General features: G+C 34.5%; 13 protein-coding genes. 8 read left to right on the top strand and 5 right to left on the bottom strand.

What is annotated here, in order from left to right; all coding sequences use genetic code 11:
* Position 1: 1 nt before the first annotated feature.
* Positions 2–385 (top strand): PAS domain-containing protein, encoded by a 384-nt coding sequence (locus ACNI3C_RS11010; protein ID WP_419769850.1) that lies wholly within the window; start codon positions 2–4, stop codon positions 383–385.
* Positions 386–428: 43 nt separating this feature from the next.
* Here ACNI3C_RS11010 and recR read toward each other — a convergent pair whose 3' ends face one another.
* Complete coding sequence (recR, locus tag ACNI3C_RS11015; protein WP_419771461.1) at positions 429–1,001, bottom strand: recombination mediator RecR; 573 nt, start codon at positions 999–1,001, stop codon at positions 429–431.
* Between the two features lie 72 nt (positions 1,002–1,073).
* Here recR and dnaJ point away from each other — a divergent pair, with 72 nt between their 5' ends.
* Together dnaJ and trpB are read left to right on the top strand one after the other, a co-directional pair.
* The gene (gene dnaJ, locus ACNI3C_RS11020; protein ID WP_419769851.1) at positions 1,074–2,201 is read left to right on the top strand and encodes a molecular chaperone DnaJ; all 1,128 of its coding nucleotides are present in this window, start codon (positions 1,074–1,076) and stop codon (positions 2,199–2,201) included.
* A gap of 24 nt (positions 2,202–2,225) precedes the next feature.
* Positions 2,226–3,425, top strand: coding sequence for a tryptophan synthase subunit beta (gene trpB, locus ACNI3C_RS11025; RefSeq protein ID WP_419769852.1), 1,200 nt, complete (start codon positions 2,226–2,228; stop codon positions 3,423–3,425).
* Positions 3,426–3,456: 31 nt separating this feature from the next.
* Here trpB and ACNI3C_RS11030 read toward each other — a convergent pair whose 3' ends face one another.
* Positions 3,457–4,275 carry a ferritin-like domain-containing protein gene (locus tag ACNI3C_RS11030; RefSeq protein WP_419769853.1) on the bottom strand — a complete coding sequence of 273 codons (819 nt, stop codon included), beginning with the start codon at positions 4,273–4,275 and terminating at the stop codon, positions 3,457–3,459.
* A 56-nt stretch (positions 4,276–4,331) separates the two neighbouring features.
* Here ACNI3C_RS11030 and ACNI3C_RS11035 point away from each other — a divergent pair, with 56 nt between their 5' ends.
* The 4 genes from ACNI3C_RS11035 to ACNI3C_RS11050 are packed head-to-tail and all read left to right on the top strand — an operon-like array spanning position 4,332 to position 7,806.
* A complete protein-coding gene (locus tag ACNI3C_RS11035) occupies positions 4,332–4,925 on the top strand; it encodes an MBL fold metallo-hydrolase (RefSeq protein WP_419769854.1) in 594 nt (197 codons plus the stop codon).
* A 52-nt stretch (positions 4,926–4,977) separates the two neighbouring features.
* Positions 4,978–5,595, top strand: coding sequence for a hypothetical protein (locus ACNI3C_RS11040; protein ID WP_419769855.1), 618 nt, complete (start codon positions 4,978–4,980; stop codon positions 5,593–5,595).
* Entirely contained in the window at positions 5,582–6,829 is a 1,248-nt protein-coding gene (locus tag ACNI3C_RS11045; protein WP_419769856.1) for a GGDEF domain-containing protein, read from the top strand. Before ACNI3C_RS11040 ends, ACNI3C_RS11045 begins: the two co-directional genes overlap by 14 nt.
* Before the next feature lie 8 nt (positions 6,830–6,837).
* Positions 6,838–7,806, top strand: coding sequence for a GGDEF domain-containing protein (locus tag ACNI3C_RS11050; RefSeq protein ID WP_419769857.1), 969 nt, complete (start codon positions 6,838–6,840; stop codon positions 7,804–7,806).
* An 11-nt stretch (positions 7,807–7,817) separates the two neighbouring features.
* Here the strand turns inward: ACNI3C_RS11050 and cmoB are convergent, their stop codons facing one another.
* A complete protein-coding gene (gene cmoB, locus ACNI3C_RS11055) occupies positions 7,818–8,729 on the bottom strand; it encodes a tRNA 5-methoxyuridine(34)/uridine 5-oxyacetic acid(34) synthase CmoB (RefSeq protein WP_419769858.1) in 912 nt (303 codons plus the stop codon).
* Between the two features lie 172 nt (positions 8,730–8,901).
* Here cmoB and ccsA point away from each other — a divergent pair, with 172 nt between their 5' ends.
* Positions 8,902–11,640: a cytochrome c biogenesis protein CcsA gene (gene ccsA / locus ACNI3C_RS11060; RefSeq protein ID WP_419769859.1), complete on the top strand. Its 2,739-nt coding sequence runs from the start codon at positions 8,902–8,904 to the stop codon at positions 11,638–11,640.
* 31 nt (positions 11,641–11,671) lie between these two features.
* Here ccsA and ACNI3C_RS11065 read toward each other — a convergent pair whose 3' ends face one another.
* Positions 11,672–12,025 (bottom strand): cupin domain-containing protein, encoded by a 354-nt coding sequence (locus ACNI3C_RS11065; RefSeq protein ID WP_419769860.1) that lies wholly within the window; start codon positions 12,023–12,025, stop codon positions 11,672–11,674.
* A 90-nt stretch (positions 12,026–12,115) separates the two neighbouring features.
* Positions 12,116–13,549, bottom strand: coding sequence for a dihydrolipoyl dehydrogenase (gene lpdA, locus ACNI3C_RS11070; protein WP_419769861.1), 1,434 nt, complete (start codon positions 13,547–13,549; stop codon positions 12,116–12,118).
* Positions 13,550–13,557 lie beyond the last annotated feature (8 nt).

The raw sequence follows: 13,557 nt of genomic DNA on the forward strand, positions 1-13,557 counted from the left end.
AATGAATAATGAAACAATTTTAACAGATGATGCATTTTTAGTCAGTGAAACCGATGAAAAAGGAATTATAACATTTGCAAATGACAGATTTTGTGAAATAGCAGGTTATACACTTGAAGAACTGATGGGGAAACCACACAATATTGTAAGACACAAAGATATGCCAAAAGCTGCCTTTAAAGATCTGTGGACAACAGTTAAAAAAGGTGAAGTCTGGACAGGTTATGTTAAAAATGCCACCAAAGAAGGCGGATATTATTGGGTTTATGCCACTGTTTTTCCTTTTGAAAGTTGCAATGGAAATCCGGGGTATCTCTCATGCAGAAGAAAAGCAAGTCAACAGGAAATAGATAAGGCCACAGCACTTTATAAAACGCTCGATTAATAAAATAGCGTAAGTCAATATTTCGTTGGCTATGACCGTAGAATTAAATAACGACTTTGCTCTGTATGGCTTTTGCTAGGGATAGTATGTCGACATTTTCCAAACTTACTCCTGTTGGAACACCTTGTGCTATTTTGGTAAAATTAAGATTGAATTTTTGTAACTTATCTTCTATGTATAAAATAAATGCATCGTTGGAAAGTGAAGGAGTAATTGCAAACAAGAGTTCAGTTGTTCCATTTTTTATAATTAACTCTTCAAGTTTATGCAAGGCAATCTCTTCAAGTTCGCTTAAGACAAAATATAAACCATTGTATTGATGTGACTCTTCAATAACAAAAATATCTTTGGCACTTTGTACAACGCAAAGCAGCTCTTTTTGTCGTGTATCATCTAAACACAATTCACAAATTTCATGCTCACTCATAGATCCACAAGAACTGCATCGTTTAATCGAACTGATGGCATTTTCAATGCTGTGGGCAATTTTAATGCCACAATAGTTGTCATTCATTATAATATGATATGCCAGTCTTAACGCTGATTTCCTTCCAATTGTAGGCAAAGCTTCAAAGGCATCAACTAAGTCATAAAATTTTTCTAATCCGTGTTTCATGACGCGATTATATCTAATATTTATCATTATTTGGATAAAATCCCTGAAAAATTTATACAGAAAGGTGATAAGTTGACTGAAATTGATTATTATGAATTATTAGAAGTAAGTAGAGATTCTGACAAAGGAACAATCAAAAAAGCTTATAGACAAATGGCAATGAAATATCATCCTGATAAAAATCCAAATGATGCAGAAGCCGAAGAGAAATTTAAAGCAATCAATGAAGCATATCAAGTTTTAAGTGACGAAAAAAAACGAGAAATCTATAACAGATATGGGAAAGCAGGATTAGAAGGTCAAGGTCAATCAAGAGGCGGTTTTGGTGGTTTTGATGATTTAGGTTCAGTATTTGAAGAGATGTTTGGAAGTGCTTTTGGTGGTGGATTTGGCAGTTCAAGCCGAAAAAAAAGAAAAACATACAACTATAATTTAGATATTGGGATTGAACTGGAAATTGCATTTAATGAAGCCGTATTTGGTGTTAACAAAGAGGTGAAATACAGCTATAAAACTGCTTGCAAATCGTGCAATGGAAGCGGAGCAAAAAACGGGAAACTCTCTAAATGTATGTATTGCGAAGGTCAAGGTCAAATCCATACAAGACAAGGGTTTATGACATTTGCACAAACCTGTCCACACTGTCAAGGAACGGGAGAAGCTGCCACAGATAAATGTAAAGATTGTTCAGGAACAGGTTACAATGAAATCAAAGAGAATTTTAATGTAGATATTCCTGAAGGGGTTAATACGGGCAATAGAATTCGGGTATCAAACCGAGGAAACATTGCACCAGATGGTTCACGTGGAGATTTATACATACAAATACATGTTAAAGAGGATTCTCATTTTGTACGACATGACGATGACATCTATTTAGAAGTGCCTCTTTTCTTTACGCAAGTCGTTTTAGGAGATACCATTAAAATACCGAGTTTACGAGGTGAATTAGAACTTAAAATTCCTGCAGGTGCCAAAGATAAAGAGCAGTTCAAATTCAGAGGAGAAGGGGTTAAGTCAGTACAAGGTTATGGCAAAGGGGATTTAATTGTACAAATTACCATTAAGTACCCTACTTCACTCAATGCAGAACAAAAAGAACTCCTTGAAAAACTTCAAGAGAGTTTTGGAATTGAGAGCAAACCAAATGAATCTACACTCGAAGGAATGTTTGAAAAAGTAAAAAAATGGTTTGCATAACACTGCAAGCATAAAAGGATAAAAATGAAAAAATCTTATTTGGAAACAATGCCTGATGAAAATGGTTTTTTTGGGAAATTTGGGGGTTCTTATATTCCTCCACAACTTGAAGTTCCGTTTCAAGAAATTAATGCTGCATACAAAGAGTTGAAAAACTCAAAAGCATTTATTGATGAGTTAAAATATATTCGTAAACACTTTCAAGGAAGACCTACTCCTATTACGTTTGCAAAAAACTTAACCCAACATTGTGGTGGTGCAAAAATTTATCTCAAAAGAGAAGATTTAAACCACACAGGCGCGCATAAATTGAACCATTGTATGGCAGAAGTGCTTTTAGCTAAACATCTTAAAAAAAGCAAAGTCATTGCGGAAACAGGTGCGGGGCAGCATGGCGTTGCTTTAGCAACAGCAGCAGCCTATTTTGGCTTAGAGTGTGAAATTCATATGGGTGAAGTTGATATCAAAAAAGAGTACCCCAATGTAACCAGAATGAAAATTCTTGGAGCAAAAATTGTACCCGCAACACATGGGTTAAAAACACTCAAAGAGGCTGTTGATTCAGCTTTTGAAGCATATTTAAAAGATACCGATAATTCGATTTATTGTATTGGTTCAGTCGTTGGTCCTCACCCTTTTCCTATGATGGTAAGAGATTTTCAAAGTGTCATTGGATTTGAAGCCAAAGAGCAGTTTTTAGAACACGAAAAAGCTCTTCCTGATCATGTGGTTGCTTGTGTTGGAGGAGGAAGTAATGCCATGGGAATTTTTTCTGGTTTTATTGACGAAAAAAGTGAATTGTATGGTGTTGAACCCATGGGAAAAGGAAATAAAATAGGAGAACACTCTGCTTCTTTAACTTATGGAGAAGAGGGAATTATGCACGGATTTAACTCCATTATGCTTAAAGATGAACACGGTGAACCTGCACCAGTGCACTCAATTGGTTCGGGAATAGATTATCCCAGTGTTGGACCAGAACATGCCTACTTAAAAGAGTCAGGAAGAACAAAAGTGGGTTTATGCAATGACAATGAAGCCGTAGAAGCTTTTTACAAGTTATCTCAGCTCGAAGGGATTATACCTGCACTTGAATCTGCTCATGCAGTGGCTTTTGCTATGAAATTAGCCCCTACTCTTTCAAAAGAGCAAACCATTTTGGTGAATCTCAGTGGTCGAGGCGATAAAGATATTGATTTTATAATCGAAAACTATCCACAATAAAAATTAAACAAAACGTATGGTTTTGTTTAATTTAAGAGCAACTGTTGCTGTTGGATAATCGTTTTAATTCCTCACAAGAAAATCCTGCTTGTTTTCGAGCCTCAAAATTCATCTGTGTTTTTTTGGTTGTAGATCCGGGGTAAAACTCTTCAAGAAGATCCAAATAAGACTCATTTGGATCTCTGTTTTCTAAAGCACATGCATATTTGAACCATTTGTCACCTTTTGACACATGCGTTATCTCTTCATCTAAGATTATTTTTAATGCCTCAAGAATAGTGTTATTAATTTTGTCTGGATTTGATTGCAATTTTTTCATAATTTTTGGATTTTGATCCAATCCATTTGCTTCTAAATACCGAGGAACAATTCCCATTCTTTTTAAGAGTGTATCGCTTTTTTTCATCGCTTCAAAAAGATTGGTATGCACCTCTATGTCCCCATATTTGTACCCTAAACCATTTAAAATCTTTTCGCACATCGCAAAATGACGAATCTCATCACTGGCTACTTCAAGCCAATCTTCATAATACTCTTTGGGCAAATCTTGAAAACGAAGTGCCGCATCCAATGCCAAATCAACCGCAGAATACTCAATATGACAAATGGTATGAAGCAAAGAGGCTTTCCCCTCAATGGTGTCAAAATATTTTCTTATTTTTACCTCTTTTGGTAAAACAATTTTTACTAAACCCGAATAAGAAGGTTCAACTAAGCTTATGGGAGTATATTTATTTTCATATACAAGGCTATTATTTAAAAAATTAGTGTAAAATAGTTCGAATTTAGTGAACTTTTCTTGGGGCAGTTTGGTTGTTAATATATCTTCTAAAGTTTTGTAGTAGTACACTTATTACCTCATACATTGTCATTGTCATCACAAATTTTAGCTAAATAAGGTTTAAAATGGATATTAAAGTAAAGCCTATGGGTGATTATCAAACAAATTGTTACATCGTCACGGTGAATAATAAAGATTTTATTATTGACCCTGGAGTGGGGGCATCTTCTTGGGTAAAACAGAATGTCAACAACCCCATAGCTGTGTTAAATACACATGGGCATTTTGATCATGTCTGGAGCAACAGTGAACTTCAAAAGGATTTGAATTTGAAAGTGTATTGTCCAAAAGAGGATGCATTTATGTTAGAAAATGATTTTTTTGGTCTTGGAATGCCTACAACTAAAGCAGATGTTTTGATTGAACCCGATGAAGAGATTTTTTTAGATGGTATCAGCATAAAATTCCATCATTTTCCAGGGCACACTCCTGGTTGCAGTGCAATTGAAATAGAGAATACACTTTTTAGTGGCGACTTTATATTTTACGGTTCAATTGGTCGAGTAGACTTCCCCTATTCCAGTCCAAAAGAGATGATTCAAAGCTTAAGTAAGATTTTAAAGTGGGAAAGAGATATTGATATTTATCCAGGACATGGCTTAAATACTACGCTTTCACAAGAGAGAACTGCACTAAATAACTGGATTAATTATTTATAATAATTAAGTTAGTTTATAGTAAAATCCAAACGTATATAAAATAGGATATTTGATGAAGAGAAGAATAATTGTACAGTTTTCAACCATGATAGTATTATTGGCAATCATAATTACTGTCTTGATTGCATACAATTTAAGAGAGTCTGGAATCAATACTTCAATTAACACAGCAAAGTCTATTTCTGAAGTTGTAAAAAATGGACTGACATCACACATGATTAATGGAAACATGAACCAACGTGATACTTTCATTAACTCTATTTCAAATATGTCTAATGTCAAAAAACTCTGGTTCGTACGTTCAAATGCCGTCAATGAGCAATTTGGAGTAGGAAAAGACAATGAAAAAATCAAAGACCCCATCGATAAAAAAGTTTTAAGAACAGGGAAAATGGAGTACAGACTCTATGAAAATTTTGCCAATAATGAAACAACGATGCGTGTAACAATTCCCTATCTTGCTAACTCAGAAGGGACAATTAATTGTCTTCAATGTCATAATGTTAAGTATGGAGAAACTTTAGGTGCCGTCTCAATTGAGTTAGACATCAATGAGTTAAAAAAAGTTGGAATTGAATCAATTTATATCATCATAATTATTACAATGATCAGTATTTTAACCATTATTCTCATTACCTCAAATATATTACCCCTATTTGAGACTCTTTGAAAAAATTGCAGACAGTATAAAAGAGGCCATTAATGGGAAATTTATTTCAATTGAAAAACCTCATAATCTTCCTGCTGATATGAGCATTCTTAGCAATGATTTTAATCTGCTTTTAGAGAGTTACAAAGAAACATTTACCGATATTGACAAAAAACTCAAATACTTTATTGGGCAAACAACATCAAAAGAGAGTCAAACTCCTTTGGATGAATCAAAACTCATTATCACCAATCTTTCAAATTTATATCAATTTAAAAAAGAGATTGAACAAGATCAAACAAAAGATGAGATTTATGACCGTTTGGCTCAAGTTTTGAAAAATCAATTTCATTTAAAATATTTCACCATAATTGAAACCAATTTAAAAGATGAAAAACGTGTCATAATTAAACAAGTAGGTAACTTAAATTTTTGCTGTACGACCAGTACTGGAAATCCGAGTTTATGTCGAACAGCAAGAACGAGCAATGATGTTATTTCGGTTGATTTTCATAACTCATGTCCTTGTTTTACGAACACCAATTACTACTACTATTGTACAAGTATTAATATCAATAAAAATATTATTATTGTCATTAATTTCATTCTAGAAACAAAAGATGAATTGCAAAAACTTAAAGATAATATTCCTTTTATCAAAAGTTATATTAATGAAGCCGCTCCCTCTATTGAAGTTAAAATACTTCTTAAAGCGCTTAAAGATTCGGCATTTAGAGATGGATTAACGGGACTGTATAACCGAAAATTTCTGGATGAATACATTAAAAAATCTATCCCACAAATCACAAGAGACAACAAAAAACTTGCCGTTCTTATGCTGGATATGGATCATTTTAAAGCCGTTAACGATGAGTATGGTCATGACATTGGGGATATGGTATTAAAAGAGTTGGCAGTGATTTTACTTGATAATGTACGAGAGTCTGATTTGGTTGTACGATTTGGAGGAGAAGAGTTTATTGTTATTTTAAACAATATTGATTCAGCAGAGAGCGCGCTGAGTGTTGCCAATAAAATCAGAGAACAAGTCAGCTTAAATGAAATTGATATTTATGCAGGGACAAAATTGAGTAAAACCATCAGTATTGGTCTTTCAATCTTCCCAGATGATGGAAAATCGTTTGACAGTGTATGTAAAAATGCAGATATTGCACTTTATGAAGCAAAAAATAAAGGCAGAGATCAGGTCGTTTTATTTAATCAAACACAAGTCAGCAGCATAGATTTATTTTAGGACAATATATGAACAGTTTAATTGTAAACAGTGTAAAAAAATTTTTAGAAGAGAGCAGTTTAACCAACGATGTATATTCGTATTTTAAATTTTACGAAAAGCTTCGAGATTTAAAAAGAGTTCAAAATATCTATGAAGAACTTCATCATTGGCTTGAAAAAAGCTACAAAGTAAAATGTCTTAAAATATTGGTTTTTTGTGCAGATGACAATCAAAAAGAGACCCTCTATCAAAACGCTTCAGATACTGAGTATTGTGATACCTCTTTATTACACTCTTTTGTCATAGAGATGAATTCAAAATTAAAAATCACTTTTATTCTTATGTGTAACAATAAAAAACACTTTAAAGAGATTGCAAAAAAAGAGGAGTATCTTACCACTTTATTTTACATGATTTCGCCGTTAATCAGCAGTGTTTCTTATCAAGAGCTGGTTGAAGATGTCTCTTTTAAAGATACATTAACGGATTCGTATAACAGAAAATTTCTTGTAGAACATCTTCAAAAACTTTTACCCTTGGCAAAAAGAGAGACCAAACACGTAGCTTTTTTGATGGTTGGTATGGATCACTATAAAGCCATAATTGATGAATTTGACTACACTATTGCTGACAAAGTTTTGATTAACTTAGCCAATATATTACGAGAAAATGTACGAGAGTCTGATTTGGTTGTCAGACTTGAACGTGATGAATTTTTGGTTGTTCTATCCAGTATGACTGCCCCAAGCGATGCTGAACTCGTTGCCCAAAAACTCATTGATACTTTTGCAAAAAGTGAAGTGGTTGTCAATCAACTGGGTCATGTTTTGAGAAAAACCATCTGTGTGGGTATCACTCAATACGATTATGAAATCAATTCTATGGATGAAATACTAAAAAATGCGGATATCTCTTTATATGAAGCAAGAAATTTGGGACGAAGCAAATATAAAGTCTATAAACCCGAAGCAGAAGAGTGCGTAGAACTCTTTTAAGAGTTAAAAAATTAACTCTTTTTTGCTTTAACATAAACGCGTTTAGGAGCAGGATACCCTTCTACGGTTTTGCTTGAATCATTGGGGTCTAAAAAATCTTCTAAACTTTGTTCAAATGACCAATCTGTTTTTCTTTGCTCTTCTTGTGTGGTGACAGTCGTTTTTAATATCTCTATATCTGTAAACCCTGCTCTGTTGAGCCAATTTTTTAAAGCTGGAATGGTAGGAATAAAGTAGATATTAGGAATTTTAGAGTACCGACTGTTTGGCGTCAATGCAATTTCATCTTCTCCATCAATCATAAAAGTATCAATTAAAATTTCACCCGCTGGGTTTAATCCTCGCGCAAGTGATTTTAGTGTACCTACGGGATCTGGTCTGTGGTATAAAACACCCAACATAAATATAAAATCAAATTTATGATTGTAAAGTTCCAAGTGTTCGACACCCAGTTTTTCATATACAATATCCGATTTAATAAAGTGGTTGATAAACTCAAATTGAAGCATTGTTAAAGGGCTTGGATCAAAACCAATGAGTCGTTTGGGTTTATCTTCTAACATTCTAAACATATAATAACCATTATTACATCCAATATCAGCAACCACTTTATCTTTTAAATCAAAATAGGGACGTATGAGATTATATTTAATGTTACTTTGCCATTCACTGTCAATTTTAAGCCCAAAAAGATTAAAGGGCCCTTTTCTCCAAGGAATTAAAGTTTTTGCAGTTTGAAGTATCAATTCATGCTCTGCTGGGGTCAAATCATCTTTTTCTCCAATGCTCACCCAATCGTTTAATTCAATCTTAATATGCTCTTTTTCTATTTTTAAAACCTGTTTTAATTGATCATACCAAGGTTTAACATTTTTCCATTCGAGACATTGTGTTTTAAGTTTTTTTAATTCGTCTAATTTCATCGTGCAATTATATTCATTATTTAATAAAATACTCATTTAGTTATAAAAATAAAACTTTTTACAATTTAACTTTTGTTATACTACGAGCCACATGCGTTTGAAGATAAAACTACACATTTACTGCACGCGAGAGTGATTATAATACAACCATAACATACAAAAAGGATTTTAATTGAAAAAACTGACCGCAATACTATTTTCATATTGGACTATGGCAATTTTACTTGTTATTTTAGGCGTAGGTGCTGCTGTTGCTACGTTTATTGAGAATGATTATGGTACATCAACGGCAAGAGTAATGATTTATAACAATATTTGGTATGAAACGGCTTTGGTTCTTATGGTGGTAAACTTATGTGGAGTCATGTATAAAACTTCAATGTGGAAAAAACCTGCAAAATTTCTCTTTCACGCCTCTTTTGTTGTAATTTTAATTGGTGCAGCCATTACAAGATATGTGGGTTATGAAGGCATTATGCATATACGAGAAGGAGAAGTGCAACATGAAATGTTCTCTTTAGATCCATATTTGCAAGTAAAAATTGATTATCAAAATAAAACCTACTACCAAGAGTTCCCAATTGAATTTTCTGCATTAGGCAATAATTTTGATTATAAAGTTGAATTTGATAATAAAGTACTGGATTTAAAATATAAAGATTATATGTTTGCTAAAAAAGGAAAAGACACCATGGGTCTTTTGACCCTTGATGCTACAATTGATGATGAAACAAAAGAGTTTAAACTCCCTGGGAAAAGAGGACAACCTGGATTTCAACGAAGCAATACCTTTTCAGATGCCGTTGTTTCAATCGAATATGGTTCAAAACTTTTAAGCCTTCCTTTTGGAATAAAACTCAGAGACTTCCAACTCACACGATACCCTGGAAGTATGTCTCCTTCATCTTATGCTTCTGAAGTTACTGTAGTAAAAGAGGATGGAAGCAATTATGATTATCGAATATTTATGAACAATACGCTTCATGAAGGGCACTATTTGTTTTTTCAAAGTTCATACGACCAAGATGAGTTAGGTACCATTTTATCGGTCAATAATGACCCAGGGAAATGGCCAACCTATTTGGGATATTTTCTCTTAACATTGGGACTGGTTTGGAACTTTTTTGACTCAAAAAGTCGATTTTGGAAATTGACCAAATATTTAAGAGATAAAAATATTGCCTCATTTATTTTAGCTGTTGCCTTATTTGCTGCAACCAATACCTATGCAAAAGAGTATAAGAGTGTAGAAGATTATGTCAATGTCTACAAAGATGCTTCGGTTCAAACAGCAGAAAACTTCTCTAAACTTGCCGTTCAATCTGCTCAAGGAAGAATGAAACCTGTGGGTTCATTGAACAAACAAATTTTAAATAAACTCAGCGGTAAAAGTGAATTATTTGGTATGAACTATAACCAAATTGTTCTTGGAATGCTCAGTCGTCCAGAGTATTGGCGACACGTTAAAATGATTAAAATCAAAACACCTAAACTGAAAAAACTCATTGGGGTAGATGTCAATGACAATTTTATTGCCTTTTCGGATGTTTTCAAAGAGAACAAATATTTGTTATACGATGAAATCAACGCTGCCAATCGAGTCAATCCAAACGAACGTGGAACCTTTGAAAAAGATTTAATCCAAGTAGATGAACGGCTCAATATTGCCTATTTGGTCTACAGTGGAAATATCTTTAAAATCTTCCCGCAATTTAACCCAACACCACAAGATATGGTTAAAGATAAATGGTACACTCCTCTTGATGCCATCACAAACTTTACCGGCCAAAATAAAGCTGCAGTTGAAACCATGGTCAGAGGTTTGATCAATTATATCATCACTGAAAATTGGAAAATGGCAGATGAATTTATTGGACACATTTCACAGTATCAACAAAAAGTGGGAGAGAGTGTTATACCGAGTCAATCACGACTGGAAAATGAACTCTTCTTTGACAAAATTGATGTTTTCCCAAAATTGACACTGGCTTATGTTATTACAGGATTTATACTCTTTATTGTGGCATTTGCTTCAGTGTTTAATCAACAACTTCAATCAAAAAAAATAAACTACTTTTTTTACAGTGTAATTGCACTGTTATTTCTTGTACATACTTTTGGAATGGCGTTAAGATGGTATATAAGCGGTCATGCACCTTGGTCTGATACTTATGAATCGTTGTTGTATATCTCATGGTCAGCTACGTTTGCAGGGGTTGTTTTCTTTAGAAAATCACTTTTAGCATTAAGTGCTGCGGTGATTATTGCAGGGATTTTTATGTTCACGGCACACTTAAGCCATATTGACCCACAAATTACGAACTTAGTACCAGTACTTAAATCCTATTGGTTAACCATTCACGTCTCAATTCTAACGGGTTCATATGGTTTCTTAGGGCTGAGTGCTGTTTTGGGGTACATGGCAATGTTACTGTTTATTTTTAGGAACAAAAACAATCCGCACATTGATGAAACCATCAAACACATTGTAACAATCAATGAAGTATCTTTGATTATTGGTCTTACGGCACTAACAATTGGAAACTTTTTAGGTGGAATTTGGGCAAATGAATCGTGGGGAAGATATTGGGGATGGGATCCTAAAGAGACTTGGGCTTATGTATCAATTGTAGCTTATGTATTGGTACTTCACTTAAGATTGATTAAAGGGTTTAATACTCCATTTGTGCTCTCTGTAGCATCTATCTTAGGATTTTCAACCATTTTAATGACCTACTTTGGAGTCAACTTCTATCTCTCTGGAATGCACTCATACGCCACAGGAGACCCTCTTCCTATTCCGATGTGGGTCTATGTCTTAATTGTCTTGGTTTTTGTAACCATTGGTTTGGCCTACAGAAAAAGAGATTTAAAAGATGTTATATCGGCAAATCAACCGAAACAACAATAAAAAAAGGGTCAGATAAATATCTGACCCTTTTTTAATGCTCAATCATTTGGATATGATCCTCTTTGGTTGTAATCATACACAAAAATTCATACTCACTTCCATAACATGCTTCGTACATGTGATTCACACCTGCTGGAATATAGATAAAATCTCCCGCTTTGGCATGATACTCTTCACTGCCCACAATCACTTTGGCTTCACCTTTTAAGACATATTGTTGGTGTTGAATCTCATTGGTGTGATTGGGCATTGAACCCTCTTTGGCTAAGGTTACTTTTCTTACAATAAAATCTTTGTCTTCTTTAGGGGTTAAGACTGCAATTGAAGCATTGACTGTTTTTGGAATGCAACTTTTTTCAAAATTATCTGATGTTTGGCAATACATAGTATGATCCTTTTATTTTAATGCAAAATCATAGTGCTTTTTTACTGAAAAGAAATTAAGAGAAGTTATAAAGGGGTGCGTAAAGAGAAATTACTTTCTCTTTACTGCTTTTGCGTTGGGAAGATCGGTGATGCTTCCTTCAAATATTTCTGCCGCCATACCTACAGATTCGTGTAGTGTTGGGTGTGCGTGAATAGTGAGTGCAATATCTTCTGCATCACAATCCATCTCTAAGGCTAAAGAAATTTCACCTAAGAGCTCACCTGCATTATCACCCACTAAGGCTCCACCAATGAGTTGGTGGGTCTCTTTATCGAAGATAAGTTTTGTCATACCATTGTTTGAAACATCCGCAGCCAAGGCTCGCCCTGATGCACTCCAAGGGAATGTTGCTACTTCATAGTTTATACCAGCAGCTTTTGCATCATTTTCTGTCATACCTGCCCATGCAATTTCTGGGAAAGTATAGGCAATTGACGGGATTTGTTTTGGTTCAAAAAAGGCTTTATGCCCAGCAATGACTTCAGCTGCCACATGCGCTTCATGTACGGCTTTGTGTGCAAGCATGGGTTGCCCCACAATATCACCAATAGCAAAAATGTTTTCTACATTGGTTCTCATTTGATTATCAACTTTTATGATGCCATATTCATCAACATTGACACCACATTTATCTAATCCCAGTTTTAATCCATTGGCACTTCGTCCCATGGCAACTAAAATGGCATCATACACCACAGCACCTTCTGGCGCACTTTTTCCTTTAAACTCAACATACACACCATCTTGTTTAGGAATGATTGATTGCGCTTGTGTTTCAAACATGATGTTAAATCGATGTGTGTTCGCTTTGGTGTACATTTTAACAATGTCCGCATCTGTTCCCGACATGAGTTGTTTTCCCCGTACCACAAAATCAACTTGAGAACCCAATTTTTGGTATACTGTACCCATTTCAAGTCCAATAATTCCTCCACCCATTACAAGGAGTCTTTTAGGCACTTCTTTGACTTCTAAAGCATTAGTAGAGTCCCAAATTCTTGGGTCTTCATGCGGAATAAACGACATTTTAGAGCTTTGGCTTCCTGCTGCAATAATACAATTATCAAACGTTACTTTTGTTTTTTCATCGCTGTTGGTGTGTGCAACTTCTACAGAGTTTTTATCTAAAAATGTAGCCGTACCTTGAATCACGGTAACTTTTCTCATTTTAGCCATGGCACTTAACCCATCGGTGAGTTTTTTAACTACACCGCTTTTATACGCTGCAACTTTAGTAATATCAACTGTGGGTTTTGCAAAACTCACCCCTGCGTGTTCAATGTGTTCTGCTTCTTCTATGACTTTTGCCACATGAAGCAATGCTTTAGATGGAATACATCCTACATTCAAACACACCCCACCTAATGTAGAATGTCGTTCAACCAATACGGTTTCTAAACCCAAATCAGCACATCTAAAAGCAGCAGAATAGCCACCAGGCCCTGCTCCTATAACTAATACTTGTCCTTTTACTTCATTCATATTAGTTT

This window comes from Marinarcus sediminis (SeqCode), from assembly GCF_048571275.1.
In the GTDB taxonomy this organism is placed as follows: domain Bacteria; phylum Campylobacterota; class Campylobacteria; order Campylobacterales; family Arcobacteraceae; genus Marinarcus; species Marinarcus sediminis.